The following is a 19303-nucleotide window of genomic DNA, read 5'->3' as shown; positions in this document are numbered from 1 at the left end:
AACCTACGACACCCCGGGCGGCGGGCCAACCCCTCGACCGGTGCTCGCGCAGGAGCTGATCAGTCCTGCCCGAGGGGTCCGGAGGGGGGTGCGCCGTCCGAGGACGAGCGGCCCTGCGCCTCGGCCGCCCGTGCCCGCTGCTCCAGGTGCCGGACCGCGGACCGCAGCGCCCCCTCGGGGTCGACCCCGGGCGCCGTGCGGGCCCCGTCGGCGACCACGGCCAGCAGCCGCTCCCCCAGCTCCCGCGCCGGGTCCGGCCCGGAGGTCGTCGTCGCGGGACCGCCCGCGCCCGCGCCAACGTCGGCGTCGGCGTCGGCGTCGGCGTCGGGCTCCAGCAGGGCGGAGGCGTCCAGGCCGGCGCGGCGCGCGCGCCCCAGGACCTTCGCCGCGCGGGCCAGCGCCGGCAGCGCCACCGGGACGCCGTCCAGGGCGCTGGCGCGCCCCTTCTCGAGGCGTTTGCGCTCCTCCCACCCGGCCTCGACGTCCGCGGCCGTCACCGCGGCGGCTCTCGGCGACGAGGGCCCGAAGACGTGGGGGTGGCGGGAGACCAGCTTGGCGATGACGCCGGCGGCCACGTCGTCGACGTCGAAGCGCTCGCCCTCGGGCGCCTCCTGGGCGACCCGGGCGTGGAAGACGACCTGGAGCAGGAGGTCCCCGAGCTCCTCGCGCACGTCTGCTGCCGTGCCGTCCTCGATCGCCTCGACGACCTCGAAGGCCTCCTCCAGCGCGTAGGGCGCGAGCGAGGCGTGCGTCTGCTCCGCGTCCCACGGGCAGCCGCCCGGCGAGCGCAGCCGGTCCATCACCGCCACGAGCTCGAGCAGGCCGGCCCCGGGGTCGCGCGGCGGGTCGACGTCCACGGGGGCGGGCCTCCAGGGGCGAGGGGCGCCCGGCGGTCGGGCGGTCACCATCGTAGGAGCCGGCGGCGCGCCCGCCCCTCCGCACCCCGTCGGCTCAGCGCCGCTCAGCCCTAGCCCACCCCGGCACTTCGTCGCCACAGTGCCGCTGAGCCCTCCCTCTCCTCGGCACTTCGTCGGCAGAGTGCCGCTCAGCCCCCGCTCCCCCGGGCACCTCGTCGGCAGAGTGCCGCACAACCCCCGTCCTCGCGGTGAGGGTCGACGGGACGGTCCATCACGAGAGGCGCCGCCCCGTCGAGGGCCCGTTCAGCCGGCTCGCGCGCCGGCGGCCGTCTCCTCGACCACCCGTCCGGCCTCGACGCGCACGACCCGCGTGCAGACCTCCGCGAGCGCGGGGTCGTGGGTGACCACGACGGTGAGGCGATCCGGCGCCCCCGCGGCGACGAGGTCGGCCACCGAGGCGCGCGACGCGGCGTCGAGGGCGGAGGTGCCCTCGTCCACGAGCAGCACGCCGGCCCGCCGGACGAGGGCGCGCGCGACGGCGACCTTCTGGCGCTCCCCGCCGGAGAGCGCACGGCCGTCCTCCCCCACCGCGCGCCCGCCCAGGCGCTCGACGACGTGGCGCAGCCCGACCTGCTCCACCACCTCGGCCACCCGGGGGTCCTGCGAGGAGGCGCCGGAGGGGTCGAGGGCGACGTTGGCCGCGACGTCGGCGTCGAGCAGGTGCACGTGCTGGGGGACGACGGCGACCTGCGCCGACCAGCCGGTCCCCCAGTCCTCCAGGCGGCGGCCGTCCGCGCGGACCTCGCCGGCCGAGGGCAGCAGCATCCCCGCCAGCAGGTCCAGGAGCGTGGACTTCCCGGCGCCGTTCGGGCCGACGACGGCCACGACGTCGCCGCGCCGCAGCACGAGGTCCACCCCGGAGAGCACGGTGCGCCCCGTCTCGGGCAGGACCACGGCGACGTCGTCGAGCACGACCTCCGACGGCGGCTGCGTCGCCGGCACCACCGGCGGGCTGCTGCGGAGCAGGTGGGCGTCGGCGAGCACGATCTCGACCGCGGGCGAGGAGTAGGCGATCGAGTGCACGAGCCCGACGAGCCCGATCAGCGAGGGCAGCACCCGCAGGGCCGCGTAGGCGAAGAGCCCCAGCGTCGACAGCGCCTCCCCGGCGTCCCCCCGCACGGTGGCGACGGCCACGTAGGCGACGACGAACAGGACGAGCATCGTCTCGGCCACGAGCCGGGGGACGGCCTTGAGGACCTCCTCGCCGCCGCCGGCGCGCGCGATGCGGCGCCGCACCGCGCCGAAGCGCTGGCTGAAGGCCTGGGCGCGGCCGGCGCCCACCACCTCGCCGGACAGGGCGAGGCCCTCCCCCGCCACCCGCAGGCTCTCCGCGAGCGCGGTGTCGACCTCCTGCCCCATCCGGCGCACCGGGCGGCGCACCGCGCGCGCCACGAGCCAGAGCGCGGGCGCGAACACGGCGCCCGCGAGCAGCGTGGCCAGGGGCGAGACGGCGGCCATCACGGCGACGACGGCCACGGTGCGCAGCACGCCGCCGACGGCGAGGACCGACGGGACGAGGCTCTCCTCGACGACGGTGACCACGGTGTCGTGGACGTTGCGGACGAGCACGGCGTGGCCGCGGCGCCGGACCTCCCGGGGCGGGAGGCTCAGGTAGCCCAGCAGCAGCTGCTCCTCCAGGCGCGCCCCGGCGCCGTAGCAGAGCCGGTAGAGCACCGTGTCGTGCAGCACGACGAGCCCCGCCCGCAGCAGGAAGACGCTGATCACGACGGCGGCGAAGACGCCGAGGTCACCGCCCTCGACGGACAGGAGCCCCACGACGGGCAGCGAGACGCCGCCGGTCGACAGCATGCTGACCAGGGCGAAGACGAGCGCCGCGGCGCCGGCCTCGGCTGCGCTCGTCGCCGCGACGATCACGGACAGCAGCACCCACCGACCGCGCTGCCGGCCGAACAGGCGGTGCATCCGGCGAGCGGTCGTCCACACGCTGGGGGCCTGGGGCGGGCGTTCGTCACCAGCAGTGATGGTCGGTGCGTCCATTCGAGTCCTCTACCTACGAAGAGTGAGCGGCGGGAGGCGCGGATCTCCTACCGTCGGGAGAGTCCGCACCGCACCACCCAGGAGCCCCCCGTGACCACGACCCGCGACCTCGCCGAGCTGCTCCCCGCGCATTGGACCACCGGTGCGGTCGCCGCACCGCCGTTCTCGTCCCTGCGTCACGTGCTCGGAGCAGCGCTGGGGGCCACGCCCGACGCACCGGCCCTCGTCGTGCGGCGCGAGGACGGCGAGTCGCTGCGGTGGACCTACCGGGAGCTGGACGCCGACGTGCGCCGCCGCGCGGCCGCGCTGGGCCGGGCCGGCGTGCGCGCCGGCGACGCGGTCGTCCTCGTCGCGGCGCGCACCCCCGGGCTGGTGCCGACGGTGCTCGCCCTCCTCTCGGTCGGCGCCGCGTACGTGCCCGTGGACCCGACGGCCCCGCCGGCTCGCGTGCGGACGGTCGCCCGCCTCACGGGAGCCCGCGCCCTCGCCGGCCCGGCCGCGGCGTGCGAGCGCGCGGCCGAGCAGCTCCTCGACGTCCTCGGCGACGACGCGGTGCTCGTGGACGTCGACGCGCAGCTCGACGGGGGCCAGGACGGGGACGACGCCGGGGCCGGTGCGGTGGCGCAGTCAGAGGTCGACCCGGGATCGACGGCGTACGTCCTGTTCACCTCCGGCAGCACGGGCGAGCCGAAGGGCGTCGTCGTCACCCACGCGAACGTCGTCCACCGCCTGCCCGCCTACCTCGGGCTGACGAGCGGCCCGTGCCGCTACCTGCTGCACAGCTCGCTGTCCTTCGACGGCGCCGTCGGCGGCATGTACTCGACCCTCGCCCGCGGCGGGTGCCTGGTGCTCGTGCCCGACGCCGTCGCGGGCGACCCGGCGCTGGCCGCCGTCGCCGTCCGCGAGGAGGCCGTCACCCACCTGGAGCCCGTCCCCTCCTGGTACGCCGCGCTGCTGGAGCTCGCCGGGCCGGGCGACCTGGACTCGGTGCGCGCCGTCGTGCTCGGCGGCGAGGTGGTGCCGCCCGAGCTCGTGGCGACCTCGCAGCGCGCGCTGCCGCAGGCGGTGCTCGTGGACGACTACGGCCCCACCGAGGTCACCGTGGCCGCCACCGCCTTCGTCGTCCCCCCGGCCTGGGACGGCGGAGCCCTCCCCATCGGCCGCCCGCACCCGGCGACGGCCGTCGCCGTGCTGGACGACGCCGGCAGCCCCGTGGCGCCCGGCGAGGTCGGGGAGCTGTGGGTCGCCGGGCCGTGCGTGGCCGCGGGCTACCTGGGCCGCCCCGGGGACCCGGCGTTCGGCCTGGTCCCCGGCACGGACGTCCCGCGCTACCGCACCGGGGACCTCGTGCGCTGGCGCGAGGACGGCCAGCTCGCCTTCTGCGGGCGCCGCGACCGGCAGGTCAAGGTCCGCGGGCAGCGCGTGGAGCCCGAGGAGGTGGAGGCCGTGCTCGGCGGGCTGCCCGGGGTCGCGACGGCCGCCGTCGAGGTCGACGGGTCCGGGGACGCCGCCCGGCTGGTCGCCTACGCCGCACCCGTGCCCGGCGCCGCGCTCACGGCCGGCGCCGTGGCCGCCGCCCTGGCCGAGCGCCTGCCGACCCACCTGCGCCCGGGCGCCGTCGTCGTGCTCGAGGCCCTTCCCCTGACGCCGGGCGGCAAGGTCGACCGTCGCGCCCTGCCCGCGCCGGACCGCGCGGACGAGCCCGGCGAGGCGCCGCGCGACGACCTCGAGCGCGCCGTCGCCGACGCGATGGCCGACGTCCTCGGCGTCCCCGTGCACCGCGGCACCGACTTCCACCGGGCGGGCGGGCAGAGCCTCGCCGCCGCCCGGGTGGTGGCGCGGGTGCGCAGCGCCACCGGTCGACCGGTCACCCCCGGCGACCTCGCGGGCGCCGGCACGCCCGCCGAGCTCGCGGCGCGCCTGCGCGGCCGGGCGCCCGTCGCGGCCCCCGCCCGCCGCGCGGGGGCGCAGCGCGGGCCGGCCTCCTCGCGCCAGGAGTCGTTCTGGTTCCTCGAGCACGCCCCGGGCGGCGCGGGCCGCTCCAACCTCGTCGAGGTGCTCCTGCCCCCGCCCGGGACCTCCCCCGACGTCCTGCGCGCGGCGGCCCGCGCCCTCGTCGACCGCCACCCCGCCCTGCGCACCCGCTTCGAGCTGGGACCCGAGGGGCTGGGGCAGGTCGTGGAGCCGCGGGTCGAGCTCGCGGTGGAGGACCTCGACCCCGCCGAGGACCGGCCGGCGCTGCTCGCCGCGGCCGACCGGTGGGGCGCGCGCCCCTTCGACCTCGGCCGCGCCCCCCTCCTGGCGGCCGCCGTGGCCCCGACGCCCGACGGCCCGGCGCTCGTGCTCGCCGTCCACCACGCCGTCGCGGACGGCTGGAGCCTGGACCTGCTCGTGGAGGAGGTCGACGCGCTCGTGCGCTCCGGAGGGAACGCGTCCGCGCTGCCCGCGCCGTCCCCCCTGACGCCGGTGGACGTCGCCGCCCCGGAGACCGACCGGCCGGCGGCCGAGCGCGAGGCCGCGAGCGCCGCCCTGGCGGACGTCCTGCGGCGCGGCGCGAGCACCGGGGAGCGGGCGCTGCCCTTCGACGGTCCCGGCCGCACGGAGGTCCTCGACCCCGGCGTCGTCGTGCGGCACCTGCCCGCCGACCTCGTCGACGGCGCGCGCGAGCTCGCCGCCGCCGCGGGCACCACGACGTTCACGGTGCTCGCCGCCTCCCTGGGCGCCCTGCTGGCCGGCACCGGCGACCAGCCCGAGGTGCTGCTCGGCACGCCGACCTCCGGGCGCGGGGCGGCCGAGCTCGACCGCCTGGTCGGCTGCCTCATCGGCACCGGCCTCGTGCCCGTCGACGTCTCGGGCGACCCCTCGTTCGCCGAGGTGGTGCGCCGGACGGCGGCGGGCGCCGCAGCCGCCGCCGAGCACGCGTGGCTGCCCCTGGAGGTGCCGCTGCGCACCCTGGCGGAGGGCGAGCGCGCCGCCGCCGTCCCGGTGCTCCTCAACCTCCTCGAGGCGCCCCAGGGGGCGGCCCCCGGCATCTCCTCGGGCGCGGCCCCGGAGCGCCTCGTGCAGCGGCTCAGCCGGCCGGGCGCGATGGCCTACGCCGAGCTGGACCTGTACCTGCAGCACCGCGACGGCGGGCTGGCCGTCGCGGCGGTGCACCGCCTCGACCGGCTGGCCGGGCGCACCGTCGAGCAGCTCCTCGACCGCTGGGAGCGCCTGCTGCGCCGCGCCGTCGCCGACCCGCAGGCGCCCGCCGCCGACCTGCCGCTCACCACCGCCGAGGAGGACCGGGCGCTCGCCGAGCTCGAGCGCGAGCCCGCCCCGGCGGCCGCCGGCGTGCTGCTCGATCAGGTGCGGGCACGGCTCGCGGAGGACCCGCGCGCCGTCGCGGTCCGCGACGGCGACGCCGGCTGGTCGCGCGCCGCGCTGTGGGAGCGCGCCGGGGCGGTCGCCGCGCTGCTGGCCGCGCGCGGCGCCCGTCCCGGGGACCGCGTGGTCCTCGCGCTGGACGGGTGCGCCGACGCCGTCGCCGCGCTGGTCGGCTGCTGGCGGGCCGGCGCGGTCGCCGTCCCCGTCGGGGAGGAGCAGCCGCCGGCGCGGCTGCGGCGCCTCGTGTCCCTCTGCGACGCCGTCGCGGTGCTCGACCGCGACGCCCTGGAGGAGCTGGACGAGACCGGCGACGTCGCGGCCGCCCCCGACGCGGCGCCCGCCCCGCAGGAGGCGGCCTACGTCCTGTTCACCTCGGGCACCACGGGCGAGCCCAAGGGCGTGGTGGTGAGCCACGCCGCGCTCGCCGCCTCCACCCGGGCCCGGCTGCACGCCTACCCGCAGCGCCCGGCGACCGCGCTGGTGGCCCACGACCTGGCCTTCGACGCCGCCCTCGGCATCATCGCCTGGTACCTGTGGACCGGTGGTGAGCTCGTGCTGGCCGAGCGCACCGACCGGCTGGACCCTGCGCGGCTCGCGGAGCTCGTGCGCCGCCACGGCGTCGGCCAGCTCGACGTCGTCCCCTCCCACCACCGGCTGCTGCTGGACCTGGCCGCGCCCGAGGACCTGCGCTCGCTCGAGCTCGTGACGCTCGGCGGCGAGGCGTGCACGCCCTCGCTCGTGCGCGCCCACCGGGCGGTGCTGCCGGGCGCCGCGCTCGTCAACGAGTACGGGCCCACGGAGTCGACCGTCTGGTCGCTCGCGCACACGTGCCGGGCCGAGGACGGCGAGGGCGTGCGCGTGCCGGTGGGGCGGCCCGTGCTGGGCGTGGTGGCCCGCGTGGCCGACGCGCGGGGCCGGCGGCGGCCGCCCGGCGCCGAGGGCGAGCTGCTCCTCGGCGGGCAGCTGCTCGCCGAGGGCTACCTCGACGACCCCGCGCGCACCGCCGAGCGGTTCGTCGAGCGCGACGGCCGCCGGTGGTACCGGACGGGTGACCGGGTGCGCAGCCGGGAGGACGGGGAGCTGGACTTCCTCGGCCGCGACGACGCGCAGGTCAAGGTGCGCGGCTTCCGCGTCGAGCTGGAGGAGGTGGACGCCGCCCTCACCGCTCTGCCCTCGGTGGCGCGCGGCGTCGCCGGCGTGCTCGAGCTCGTCCAGGGAGAGCCCGCGCTCGTCGGGTGGGTGCAGCCGGTCGCGGGGCGCGAGCCCGACGTCGAGCACCTGCGCGACGTGCTGCTCGCCCGCCTCCCCGAGTGGGCCGTCCCCGGCGTCCTCGTCGTCGTCGACGACCTCCCCGAGACCACGGCCGGCAAGGTCGACCGCGCCCGCCTGCCCCGCCCCGCGCCGCCCTCGGGCGGGGCTCCACCCGCGACGCCCACCGAGCACCTCGTGGCCGCGGTGTGGGAGGAGCTGCTCGGACGGCCCGTGGGGGTCGACCGCACCTTCGCCGCGCTCGGGGGCCAGTCCCTGCTGGCCGCGCGCATGGTCGTGCGGCTGCGCGCCGAGACGGGGCTCGACGTGGACCTGCGCGACGTGCTCGCGGCCCCCCGGGCGCGTGACGTCGCGAGCCTGCTCGACCGCCTGGCCGCGGAGGACGACGGCGCGGGCAGCACGACGACGGACGGCGAGCCGGCCGTGCCATCCGGGGTCCCGGCGGCGCCGAACACCCCGGACGGGGCGGGCGACCTCGGCGTCGAGGACGTCGAGGCGCTGCTGGCCCGCCTGGACGAGCTGGACGACGACGAGGTGGCGCGCCTCCTCGCGCAGGTGGAGGAGCGATGACCACGTCGGGCACGACCGAGCAGGACGAGCGGCCGCGGCAGGACGAGCGCCCCGCGCAGGACGCCGCCGCCCTGAACCGCGCCCGGCTCGCGGAGGCGCTGCGGGCCCGGCGACGGGCACCGGGCCGCCTGGCGCCGAACGCCGAGCGCCTCGCCGTCCTGCAGCTGCTGGACCCGGGCTCGACCGCCTACAGCGAGGCGGTCGTGCTGCGCCTCGCGGGCGCCCTCGACGAGACCGCGCTGCTCGCGGCGCTGCGGGCGCTGCCCGAGCGCCACGAGTGGCTGCGCAGCCGGGTGCGCGCCGACGCCGACGGCGTCGTGCAGGTGCTGGTCGACGACGCGGACCCGGACGTGCGCCGGGCCGCGCTCGACGGCGACGCCCCCGCTGCGGCCGGCGGGCGACGCCTGCCCGCCGCCGCCGCCGCGTGGGTCACGGCCCTCGCCGAGGAGCCGCTGGACCTGCTGGAGGGCCCGCTGTGGCGCGCGGGCCTCGCCCGCCTGGCCGAGGACGACCACGTGCTAGTGCTCGTCGTCCACCACGTGGCGTGCGACGCCACGTCCCTCTCGGTGCTGCTCGACGAGCTGGGCGAGCGCTACGAGGCGGCCACGACGGGCGGCGAGCCCGTCCTGCCGACCTCGCGCTCGCCCCGCGACGTGGCGCGCGCGCTGCGCGGGGCGGCCGCCTCGCCGGCCGCCCGCGAGGCCGCCGTCGCGCGCGCCGAGGCGCTCCTGCGCGCCGCCGGCGAGGACGCCGAGCCGTCGCGGACGAGCGCCGCCCGCACGGACGTGCGCGTGCGCGAGCTGCCGCGGGCGGTCTCCTCCCGCCTCGCGCGCGTCGCCGACACCCGCGGGCTCACGCCCTTCGCCGTGGTGACGGCGGTGGTCGCCGCGGCCCTGTCCCGCTCCGGGCCCGACGGGCTCGCCGGACCGCGGAGCCCCGCCCTCGGCGCCCCGGTGGACCTGCGCTGGCAGGACCCCGGCAGCGAGGACGTCGTCGCCCTCCTCGTGGAGACCGCGGCGCTCGTCGTCGACGACGTGCTCGACCGCTCGCTGCTGGAGGCGGCCGGGGCGGTGCGCGACGCCGTGGCCGCCGCCATCGCGGTGCCGGCGCCGCTCGACCAGGTCGTCGAGGAGCTGCGGCGCCGCGGGGCCGACCCCGCCGCCGTCCTGCCCCGCGTCTACGTCAACCTGCTCTCCGGCGACGAGCGCGACGCCCTGGGGACCGGTGGACCGGCGGTCGCGCACGTCGACCTGCCGCTCGGCTCGCCCAAGGCCGAGCAGTCCTGGACGGTGCGCCTGCGGGGCGACCGGGTCGGGCTGCGGCTGGAGCACGACCCCTCCGTGCTCGACCGCGCGTCGGCCGACGCGCTGCTGGAGACGGTGCTGCGGCTGCTCGACGCGGCGCTGGCGGAGCCCGCGACGCCCCTGGGCGAGCTCGAGGTCCTCGACGAGGAGGAGCGCGAGCGGCTCGCCGCCTGGGAGGGCGCGGCGGGGCCGGAGCCGGCCGAGGACCTGCTCACCCACGTGCTGGCGGGGATGGAGCGCGCGCTCCCCGTGCTGGTCACCGACGACGGCGCGGTCACCGGCGAGGAGCTGGTGGCGCGGGCCGACGCCCTCGCGGCGGCGCTGCTGGGCGCGGGGGTGCGCCCCGGCGACCGCGTGGCCGTCCCCAGCCGCCGGGTGCCGGGCCTGCTCGTCAGCCTGCTGGCCGTGCTGCGCGCCGGCGCGGCGTTCGTGCCGGTCGACGTCGGGCACCCCGCGGAGCGCCAGGCGCTGGTCGCCCGCCGCGCCGGCGCCTCCGCCGTCGTGGGCGCCCCCGCGTGGGCCGACGCCCTCGCGGCCGCGACGGGCGCCACCGCCGTGGCCGTCGACGACGCCGGCGCCCCGCACCGGCCGGCGCCCGCACCGCCCTCCTGGCCGGCGCGCACCCCGCAGGACCTGGCCTACCTCATGCCGACGTCGGGCTCGACGGGCGAGCCGAAAGCGGTGCGCGTCCCCGACGGCGCCGTGGTGGCCCGCTCGCTGTCCTACCGCGAGGTGCTGGCGACCCGCGACGTGCGCTTCCTCTTGCAGTCGACGCTCGCCTTCGACGCCTCCGTGTACCTGTTCTGGGTGCTCGCCACGGGCGGCTGCCTGGTGCTGCCGCGCGACGAGGAGGTGGCCGACCCCCTCGCGCTCGCCCGCCTGGTGCACGACCACGACGTCACGGACGTGTTCGTCGTGCCCGGGGTGCTGGAGGCGCTCCTGGGCGCCGCCGGGCCGGGCTCGCTGGTCTCCCTGCGGCGCGTGCTCGCCGGCGGCGACGTCGTGCCGCCGGCGCTCGCCGCGGCTCACCACCGGCTCCTGCCGGGCACGCGGCTGCTCGACTCCTACGGCCCCACCGAGACCGTCGTCACGGCCACGGCCTCGGAGGTCACGGCCGCCGACGCCGCGTCGGGGCGCCCCCTGCCCATCGGCCGGCCCCACCCCGGGACGACCGTGCGGGTGGTGGACGCCGCCGGCCGCCGGCTGCCGCCCGGCGCGGTCGGCGAGCTCCGCATCGGCGGTCCCTGCGTGGCCGCCGGGTACGAGGGGGTGCCCGCCGGCGACCCGGCCGCCGCCGCGTTCTCGGTCGAGGAGGCCGGGGGCCGGGAGGTCCGCTGGTACGCCACCGGCGACCTCGTCAGCTGGCGCCCCGACGGCCAGCTGGAGTACCGCGGCCGCCGGGACCGGCAGGTCAAGCTGCGGGGCCAGCGGGTCGAGCTCGGCGAGGTCGAGACCGCCCTGCGGCGCCTGCCGGGCGTGCGGGAGGCCGCCGTCGAGGTGGTCCACGAGGGCCGCCCGCGCCTGGTCGGCCTCGTGGCGCCGCGGGAGCTCGACGCCACCGGCCTGCGGGAGGCGCTGGCCGGGGTGCTGCCGCCCGCCTGGGTGCCCGACGCGGTGGCCGTGCTCGACGCCCTCCCCCGGGTGGCGAGCGGCAAGCTCGACCGCGCCGCCCTGCGGCGCCGCGCGGCCGAGCACGTGCGCGCGGCCGCGCCCGGCTCCGCCGGCAGCGCGCACCCGGCGGACGGGGCCGGCACGGCCGCGTCCTCCCGCGAGCTCGCGGTGCTGGGGGTCCTGCGGGAGGTGCTCAGCGAGGACGGGCTCGGGACCGACGACGACTTCTTCGCCGCGGGCGGCAGCTCGCTGCTCGCCGCGCGCCTCGTCGGGCGCCTGCGCGCGGAGCTGGACCTCGTGGTCCCCCTCCACGAGCTCGTGCGCGCCCCGAGCGCCCGGGGCATCGCCGCGCTCGGGGCCGAGGACGCGACGACGGCCCCCGCGGGACCGGTGCCGGCCAGGCTCCTCCCGGTCCGGCGCGGCACGAGCGGGCCGCCCGTCGTCCTCGTGGCCCGGGACGGCGCCGAGGCCCTGGTCCTGCAGCACGCGCTGGCGCGGGCCCTGCCCGACACCTCGCTCTGGACCCTGATGCGCTCGCTGCCCGCCGAGGGCGCCGAGATCCCCGACCTCGTGGCGGACGGCCGCCGCGCGGCCGAGCTCATCGCCGGGCGCCTGCCCGAGGGACCGGTGCACGTGCTCGGGCACTCGGCCTCCGGCGTCGTGGCCCTCGAGGTGGCGCGCGCGCTCGGGGACCGTCGCGGGGCCGCCGTGCTCCTGGACACCATCGCGCCCAGCTCCTGGGACACGCCGCTCGCGCGGGCCGAGGACGTGGCGCGCGGCGTCGTGCGGCGGGCCCGGATGCGGCGGGAGGAGCGCAGCTGGCCGGCCCCGGGCGCCGACCTCCCGGACGCGGGGAGCACGCGCTCCCGGGTGCGCAACCACCAGGACGGGCAGGCGGTGCTGCGGACGCGGGTCCGGTCCGTGGACTTCCCGGTCGTCGTGCTCACGTCCGAGGAGGCCCGCGACGTGCGCGGGGACGACCTCGGGTGGGCGTCCCGCTGCCGTGACCTGGAGGTGGTGCCCCTCGCCGGCGACCACCACGCGATGCTGCTGGCGCCGCTGGTGGACGAGACCGCCCGGGTGGTGGCCGGGGTGGTCGCCAGGTGGTGACCGCGCCAGGGCCGGGCGGGGGCGCCCCGTCCGGTCCTGCCCCGGCGCCCTCGGGTGACGAGCGGCTGGTCCGGCTGCCGGGGGCGGGGGGCGCCGCGGTCTGGCGCACCCGCCTGGCCCCGGCGCCCGGGGACGCCGCGGGCGCGCTGCTGGACGCCGACGACCGCCGCCGCCTCGCGGACCTGCCCGGTGACGCCGCACGGCGGCTCGTCGCGCGCAGGGTGCTGCTGCGCGCCGCGGTCGCCGCCGCGTGCGGCGGGGACCCCGCCGAGGTGAGACCGCTGCCGGGGGCGGGACCGCGCCGGGTGGCCGCCCCGGACGGGCGGGTGCTCTTCACCTCCGCCGCCTCGAGCGGCGAGGAGGGCCTGCTGGCCCTGGCCGAGCGGCCCGTCGGGGTCGACCTGGAGCGCCTCCCCGGCCCGCCCGACGCCCGAGACGTGGCGCTCGCGCTGCTGCCGCCCGCCGAGCGGGACTGGGTCCTCGCCGGCGGCGACCACCTGCCCGGGCGCTTCCTGGCGGTGTGGGTGCGCAAGGAGGCCGTCGTGAAGGCGACCGGCGAGGGGCTCGCCCGGGACCTGGCGAGCTTCGTCGTCGACCCCGAGGGCGCGGGCGCCCCGGTGCGGGGCGAGGAGCCGGCGCCCGTGGGCCTGCGCACGTGGGGCCTGGCCGTGCCCGGGCACGTGGCCGCGCTGGCCCTGGAGCACGAGAGCGCGCCGCCGACCGGCCCGTGACGGGCCGGTCGGCGGCGCGCTGCGCGCGGGAGCCGGTCAGCCGAGCGGAGCGGCGTCCCCGGCGAAGAGCTCCGCCTGCTGGCGGCGCAGGTCGTCCACCAGCCGCCCCGCGGGCAGCTCGACGTCGTCCTCGGTGAGCGTGGCGCCCTGGCGCACCGGGCGCAGGACGCGGCAGCCCTCGGCGACGCCCATCGGCAGCAGCCGATCGGCCGCCGTCGCCGCCGCGGTCTCCGCCTCGCCGTAGGTGTCGTAGCCCCCGAGGCCGTCGAGCACCTCGCCGGGCGCCAGGTCGCGCTTGGCCGTGGCGACCACCTCGACGCGGGGGGCACCGGAGGCCCGGATGACGGCGTCGTCGAACAGCACCGCGCGGGCCAGCGACGCCGGCACCTCGAAGTGGCACAGGTGGTAGGGCGTGTAGAAGCTGTACAGCGGCCCCGGCCCCAGCTTGTAGAGGTCGAGGTAGTGGCGCTGCTTGGGGTCCTCCACGGTCGCCAGGCAGAAGACGCCCGGGCCCGGCTGGGCACCGACCACGTAGTCCACGACGCCGCCGAGCGCGCGCAGCTGCTCGACGTCGTAGGCGCCGGTCAGCTCGTCGACGTGGCCCCGGTGGTCGCGACCGCCCATGCCCCGGCGCTCCACGGTCATGCCCGTGGCGTTGGCCACGATCGCCTGCTCGAAGGAGACCTTCGTCCCGTCGGCGAAGCTGGTGACCATGGCCGGGTCCTGCCCCCACTTGGCCGCGAAGCCGGCCTGCGTGGTGGGCGTGCGCTGGGTGTCCTGCAGTCCCTTGATGTTGCCCAGGACGAGCGGGGTGAGCCCGCGGCCGGTGACGAAGCGGTGGAGGTTGACCTCCACGCCGGGCTGGTCGCCGTCCACGCCGGAGAACACGACCCCCGCGCGCTCGGCCAGGACCGACAGCAGCGGCCCCACCGTGCCGTCAAGCTCGGCGTTCATGGTGACGACGTGCTTGCCGGCCGCGAAGGCCGCCAGCGTCACCTCGGCGCCGAACTCGACCGCGCCGGTGACGTCGCAGACGACGTCGACGCCGTCGGCCGTCACCAGCGCGAGCGCGTCCTCGGTGACGACGGGCCGGCCCGCGGCGATCGACGCGGACGCCGACGCGGCGTCGTGCACGACGTCGACGTCCTCCACGCCCGCCTCGCGGTAGGCGCGCACGGCGCCGTCGAGGTGGCGGTTGGAGACGCCGACGAGGCGCATGCCCGGCGTGCTGCCGATGATCTGGTTGGCGACGCCGCGCCCCATGAACCCGGCGCCGACCATCGCCACGCGGACCGGGCGACCCTCGGCCTCGCGCCGCGCCAGCGCCGTGTCGACGAGGATCACGCGCCGGCCTCCAGGAGGGGCCAGGCGGCGTCCTTGTCGCTGATGACGGCGACCGGAAGCGGCCAGTCGATGCCCAGCACGGGGTCGTCGTGGCGCAGGCCCCGCTCGACGCCCGGGGTGTAGGCCTCGCTCACCTGGTAGACGACCTCCGCGCCGTCGGTGAGCGTGAGGTAGCCGTGGGCGAACATCGGCGGCACGTAGAGCGCGCGGCGGTTATCCGCCGTGAGCTCGACCGCGACGTGCTGCAGGCGCGTCGGGGAGCCCGGGCGCACGTCCACGACGACGTCGAGGATCGCGCCGGCGGTGCAGCGCACCAGCTTGGCCTCGGTGGCCGGGGGCAGCTGGTAGTGCATGCCCCGCAGCGTGCCCGCGCGGTGGTTGAACGAGACGTTGGCCTGCTCGACGACCGCCTCCAGGCCGGCCTCGGCGAAGGTGGCGCGGTCGAAGCTGCGGGCGAAGAAGCCGCGGTCGTCGGCGCGGTGCTCCAGCTCGACGACCACCGGCCCGTCGAGGGCGGTGCGGGTCAGCCTCATCGGGTCCTCCAGAAGAGCTCGGGGTCGAGCTGCTCGGTCGTCAGCAGGTGCTCGAGCTGCTTGAGGCGGGTGTGCCCGCGGCCGGTGAAGGTGGAGGCGTCCATCGCGGTGCGGGAGAACACCTCCTGCAGCTGGCGGGCGCCGCTGTCGGCGTCCCAGTCGCAGGAGAAGCCGGGGAGCTGGGAGTGGATCTTGGCGAAGCTCACCCGGTAGCTGCGGTTGTCGGCCCCGGGCTCGCCGAAGCTCGTGGTGCAGCCGGGGAAGGCGGCGGCGACCTTCTCCGCGATGTCGCGCACGCGGTAGTTCTGCTCGTCGCTGCCGACGTTGAACACCTCGGCGTGGACGGCCTCGCGGGGCGCCTCGAGCACGCAGCGGATGGCCTTGCCGATGTCGAGGGCGTGCACGAGCGGGCGCCACGGGCTGCCGTCGCTCGTCATCGCGATCTCGCCCGTCGTCCACGCCAGCCCGGAGAGGTTGTTGAGGACGATGTCGAAGCGCATGCGCGGCGAGGCGCCGAAGGCCGTGGCGTTGCGCAGGAAGGTCGGCGAGAAGGTGTCGTCGGCCAGCGCCGAGACGTCCTTCTCCACCAGCTCCTTGCACACCGCGTAGGCGGTCTGCGGGTTCGTCGGGGACGTCTCGTCGACGACCCCGTCGGCCACGCCGTACACGCTGCACGAGGACATGTGCACGAAGCGGCTGACGCCGGCCTCCTTGGCCAGGGTCGCCAGGCGCACCGAGCCGTGGTGGTTGACCGCGTAGGTCACCTCGCCCAGCAGGTCCCCGAGCGGGTCGTTGGACAGCTCGGCCATGTGGACGACGGCGTCGAACCCGCGCAGGTCCTCCACCGTGACGTCGCGGACGTCCTTGAGCAGCGTCGAGGTGGTGCGCTCGACGCCGTTGTAGAGCCAGCCGTTCGTGAAGAAGCCGGTGTCGAGACCGACGACGTCGTGCCCGCGCTGCGCGAGCGCGGGGCCGAGCAGGCAGCCGAGGTAGCCCTCGCTGCCGGTGACGAGTACGCGCACTGGTGCTCCTGAGGTGGGGGTGCGGGTGGTGCGGGGGTCCGGGCGGGTATCGGCGCGGCCGTCAGTCCTTCCAGGTCTTCCAGGCGGCCTCGCCGGAGTCCCAGCGACCGTTGAGGTCGAGCCAGTCCCGGTAGGTGTCCATGCTGCCCCAGAAGCCCTCGTGGGCGAACAGGCCGAGCTGCCCGTCGCGGGCGAGCCGCTGCAGGGGCTGCTTCTCCAGCATGAGGTCCGGGTCGTCGCCGAGGTAGTCGGTGAGGAAGGCGCGCTCGAACAGGAAGAACCCGCCGCTGACCCAGCCGGTGGCCACGGTGGGCTTCTCGTTGAACTCCTCGACCGCGGAGCCGCTCTCGTCCAGGCGCATCTCGCCGAAGCGGCTGGTGGGGTGGACGCCGGTCACCGTGGCCACCCGGCCGGACTCGCGGTGGTGGGCCAGCTGCGCGGTGAGGTCGACGTCGCTGACGCCGTCGCCGTAGGTGAGGGCGAAGGTCTCCCCCTGCAGGTGGTCGGCGAGGCGGGCGATGCGCGCCCCGGTGCCGGAGGTGAGCCCGGTCTCGACGAAGGTCACCTCCCAGTCCTCGTGCGTGCCGTCGCCGTCGTGGAACTGCGGCACGTGGTCGCCCGCGAGGTGGAGCGTGAAGTCGCTGGCCTGCTCGCGCAGGTCGAGGAAGTGGCGCTTGATGAGCTCGCTCTTGTAGCCGAGGGCGAGCACGAACTTCCGGTACCCGTGCTCGCTGTAGATCTTCATGATGTGCCACAGGATCGGCACGCCGCCGATGTCGACGAGCGGCTTCGGCAGCTTCTCGCTGGCCTCGCGCAGGCGGGTGCCCATGCCGCCGCACAGGATGACGACGGGGATGTCGGCGGTCTCCGGGCGGTGCTGGCTCTCTGGTGCGGCGGTCATGGGGTTCCCCCTGCTGGTCTTCTGGTCGTCCGGGTGGTCGGAGCTCGGGGCGCTCACGGCAGGCGTCCCGAGGGGTTCGGAGCAGGCGCGACGAGGGACCGGTCCACGTCGGACAGGTCGGCGCACCCCGCCAGCGCCGCGGCGTGGGCCAGGTCGTCGCGGACGGCCTCGAGGCAGCGGCGGACGCCGTCCTCGCCGCCCGCGGCCAGGGCCCACAGCGCGGGGCGGCCCAGCAGCGCGGCGTCGGCGCCGAGGGCCAGGGCGGTCAGGACGTCGACGCCGGAGCGGATCCCCCCGTCGACGAGGACGAGCCCCCGGCCGTCGACGGCGTCGACGACCTCGGCGAGCGCGAGCGCGCTGGGCACGGCCCGGTCGAGCTGGCGCCCGCCGTGCGTGGAGACCAGGACGCCGGCGGCGCCGGCGTCCAGGCACTCCACGGCGGAGTCCCCCCGCAGGACCCCCTTGACCAGGACGGGCAGGCCGCTGATCTCCCGCAGCCAGGCGATGGTCTCGAGCGTGATCGACGGGTCCTGGGAGGCGGCCCGCGCGCTGTCGGCCCCCGGCGCGAGGTGCTGGCGCAGGTTGACGAGGAAGTGGTCCTCGGGCAGGTCGATGCGGGTGCCCTGCAGACCCTTCTTGATCCCGACGTAGGGCGTGTCACCGGTCAGGACGAGCGCGCCGGCGCCCGCCGCGACGGCGCGCTCCACCACGCGGGCGGTGAGGTCGCGGTCGCGCATCACGTAGACCTGGAACCACCACGGCCCGGTGGCCGCCGCGGCGACGTCCTCCAGCGGCAGCGAGCTGCGCGTCGAGAGGACGAACAGCCCGCCGGCGTCGCCGGTCGCACGGGCGGTGGCCGCCTCGGCGTCCTCGTGCGCCAGCCGGTGGAAGGCCGAGGGGGCCACGCCCAGCGGGCTCCCCAGCGGCGCGCCCAGCAGGCGCGTGGAAAGGTCGACGGTCGAGACGTCGCGCAGCGGGCGGGGGCGCAGGCGGAAGGACCGCCACGCCGCCTCGGCCTCCCCGAGCGCCACCTCGTCCCCGGACCCGGAGGCGTAGTAGTACGCCACGCCCTCCGGCAGAGCGTCGACCGCGCGAGCCCGCTGGTCCTCCAGCACCCTCAGCACGACGTCCCCCCGGCACGGCGGGCGGGCGTCCCGCGCTCGCCGCGCGGGCGCTGCTGCTGCGCGCCTGGCATCGGTGTCCCTCCGTCGGTACTGCGGCCTCTTCCGTCACAGACGGTAGGAGATGCCGTAGCCCCGGCGCACCAGATCTCGCGCAACGTCCCCCACATGCCCGAAGGACCCCCCGAACGACGTAGCGACACCACCCTGAGTGACGTCGGGACGCGTCGGCTCGAGCTCAGGCGGAGGCGCTGTCCCCGCCGCTGCGCCCGCGGCGCGGCAGCCGCGCGCGCAAGTGGGCGGCGAGACCCGTGTCCACCAGCAGGTCCTCACGGCCGGCGCGCGCCAGCGCCTCCCGCACGAGGTGCGCCCCGAGCCTGCGGACGTCGCGGGCGAGCCAGTGGCGCAGCGCGAGCCAGCACAGGACCCGCTCGCGGCCCCGGACGGGGGCCTCACGGACGGCGCGCACCATCTCGGTGCTGAGCTGGACGCCCGGCCAGTCCGCCACGCGGGCCCTCCCCGCCGTCGGGTCCCGGTAGAGCTCACGTCGGGCCCGCGCCGTCGTGAAGGCCCGCACCGAGCGGGCGGGGTGCTCACGCCGGCGGAACAGGGGTTCGGGCAGCTCCACGATCCGCCCCCGGAGGGCCACCTCGGCGAGGAGGGCGTGGTCGATCTCGGGGATGGGCCGGTGCAGGCCGGTCTCGGCGAGCACCGACCGCCGCATGAGCCCGTAGACCTGGAAGGCCGGGTAGGGCTTGAGCATGTCGGCCAGGCGCACGGAGGGGCGCTCGGACGCGGGCAGCGTCCGGGCCGGCCACTGCCGGATCTCCCGGCCCTCGGGGTCGACGTCCACCGTCGCGCTGTGGCAGCACACCACCGTGGGGTCCGCGTCGAGGACCTCCACGCACCGCTCGACGAAGGTCTCGGCGTGCTCGTCGTCGTGGGCCACCCACTTGAAGTAGGGCGCGCGGGACAGCTCGAAGACGCGGTTCCAGTTCCACGCGAGACCGTGGTTCACGTCGCTGCGGTGGTAGCGGATCCGCGGGTCGCGCTCGGCGAAGCGGCGGCAGATCTCCTCCGTGCGGTCCTCGGAGGCGTTGTCCGAGATGACGAGCTCGAAGTCGGTGAAGGTCTGCGACAGCAGCGACTCGAGCTGCCGCTCGAGGAAGTTCTCGCCGTTGTAGACGGGCAGCCCCATGCTGACCCGGGGTCCGTGCTCCACGTGCGCCCCCTCGCGATGCCGCTCGTCGGATTCGTGCGCTCGCCGGGACGCGGGCGTCCTGGACCGGCGCACCCCAGCGCCCGGACGCCTCACGAGCCCTCCCCGCTCGAGCCCGCCGGAGGGTACCGCCTGCCACCCCGGGGGTGCCCGCCCTCCGGCCGTGGCAGCGACGGGACCGGGGCTGACCCCTCCGGGTCACGACGGCCCGTCGCCTCTCCCCCGCTCGGGTGGCTCGCCGGTCCCAGGCGCCGGACCGGCCCGGATCCCGGCCGTGGGCACCCGCC

Annotated in this window: 11 protein-coding genes; 3 read left to right on the top strand and 8 right to left on the bottom strand. The window is 77.8% G+C overall.

Going from position 1 to position 19303, the window contains the following annotated elements:
- Positions 1-59 precede the first annotated feature (59 nt).
- Both Q0848_RS00180 and Q0848_RS00175 read right to left on the bottom strand, forming a co-directional pair.
- A complete protein-coding gene (locus Q0848_RS00180; RefSeq protein ID WP_299033081.1) occupies positions 60-857 on the bottom strand; it encodes a MazG family protein in 798 nt (265 codons plus the stop codon).
- Between the two features lie 303 nt (positions 858-1160).
- The gene (locus tag Q0848_RS00175) at positions 1161-2915 is read right to left on the bottom strand and encodes an ABC transporter ATP-binding protein (RefSeq protein WP_299033078.1); all 1755 of its coding nucleotides are present in this window, start codon (positions 2913-2915) and stop codon (positions 1161-1163) included.
- A 90-nt stretch (positions 2916-3005) separates the two neighbouring features.
- Here Q0848_RS00175 and Q0848_RS00170 point away from each other — a divergent pair, with 90 nt between their 5' ends.
- The 3 genes from Q0848_RS00170 to Q0848_RS00160 are packed head-to-tail and all read left to right on the top strand — an operon-like array spanning position 3006 to position 12876.
- Positions 3006-8120, top strand: coding sequence for a non-ribosomal peptide synthetase (locus Q0848_RS00170; RefSeq protein WP_299033075.1), 5115 nt, complete (start codon positions 3006-3008; stop codon positions 8118-8120).
- The gene (locus Q0848_RS00165) at positions 8117-12145 is read left to right on the top strand and encodes an amino acid adenylation domain-containing protein (protein WP_299033072.1); all 4029 of its coding nucleotides are present in this window, start codon (positions 8117-8119) and stop codon (positions 12143-12145) included. Before Q0848_RS00170 ends, Q0848_RS00165 begins: the two co-directional genes overlap by 4 nt.
- A complete protein-coding gene (locus Q0848_RS00160; protein ID WP_299033069.1) occupies positions 12139-12876 on the top strand; it encodes a 4'-phosphopantetheinyl transferase superfamily protein in 738 nt (245 codons plus the stop codon). Before Q0848_RS00165 ends, Q0848_RS00160 begins: the two co-directional genes overlap by 7 nt.
- A gap of 36 nt (positions 12877-12912) precedes the next feature.
- Here Q0848_RS00160 and Q0848_RS00155 read toward each other — a convergent pair whose 3' ends face one another.
- The 6 genes from Q0848_RS00155 to Q0848_RS00130 all read right to left on the bottom strand — a co-directional run bounded on the left by Q0848_RS00155 (position 12913) and on the right by Q0848_RS00130 (position 19019).
- Entirely contained in the window at positions 12913-14220 is a 1308-nt protein-coding gene (locus Q0848_RS00155) for an NAD(P)H-dependent oxidoreductase (protein WP_299033066.1), read from the bottom strand.
- Entirely contained in the window at positions 14217-14753 is a 537-nt protein-coding gene (rfbC, locus tag Q0848_RS00150) for a dTDP-4-dehydrorhamnose 3,5-epimerase (RefSeq protein ID WP_299033063.1), read from the bottom strand. The genes Q0848_RS00155 and rfbC overlap by 4 nt, the downstream gene beginning before the upstream one ends.
- Positions 14750-15775, bottom strand: a complete 1026-nt coding sequence (locus tag Q0848_RS00145) for an NAD(P)-dependent oxidoreductase (RefSeq protein ID WP_299033061.1) — start codon at positions 15773-15775, stop codon at positions 14750-14752. Before Q0848_RS00145 ends, rfbC begins: the two co-directional genes overlap by 4 nt.
- Before the next feature lie 61 nt (positions 15776-15836).
- A complete protein-coding gene (locus Q0848_RS00140) occupies positions 15837-16676 on the bottom strand; it encodes a glucose-1-phosphate cytidylyltransferase (protein ID WP_366146350.1) in 840 nt (279 codons plus the stop codon).
- A 53-nt stretch (positions 16677-16729) separates the two neighbouring features.
- A complete protein-coding gene (locus Q0848_RS00135) occupies positions 16730-17800 on the bottom strand; it encodes an alpha-hydroxy acid oxidase (RefSeq protein ID WP_299033055.1) in 1071 nt (356 codons plus the stop codon).
- Between the two features lie 235 nt (positions 17801-18035).
- A complete protein-coding gene (locus Q0848_RS00130) occupies positions 18036-19019 on the bottom strand; it encodes a glycosyltransferase (RefSeq protein ID WP_299033052.1) in 984 nt (327 codons plus the stop codon).
- Between the last annotated feature and the right edge of the window lie 284 nt (positions 19020-19303).

It is taken from the genome of uncultured Pseudokineococcus sp., from assembly GCF_947495735.1.
In the GTDB taxonomy this organism is placed as follows: domain Bacteria; phylum Actinomycetota; class Actinomycetes; order Actinomycetales; family Quadrisphaeraceae; genus Pseudokineococcus.
The sequence above is the reverse complement of the archived record's forward strand: the minus strand, read 5'-3'. Positions and strand labels throughout refer to the sequence as shown.

Coding starts and splice junctions, on each gene's coding strand:
- Q0848_RS00175 (WP_299033078.1), bottom strand. CDS start 2,915: ATGGACGCACCGACCATCACTGCTGGTGACGAACGCCCGCCCCAGGCC.
- Q0848_RS00165 (WP_299033072.1), top strand. CDS start 8,117: ATGACCACGTCGGGCACGACCGAGCAGGACGAGCGGCCGCGGCAGGAC.
- rfbC (WP_299033063.1), bottom strand. CDS start 14,753: ATGAGGCTGACCCGCACCGCCCTCGACGGGCCGGTGGTCGTCGAGCTG.
- Q0848_RS00140 (WP_366146350.1), bottom strand. CDS start 16,676: ATGACCGCCGCACCAGAGAGCCAGCACCGCCCGGAGACCGCCGACATC.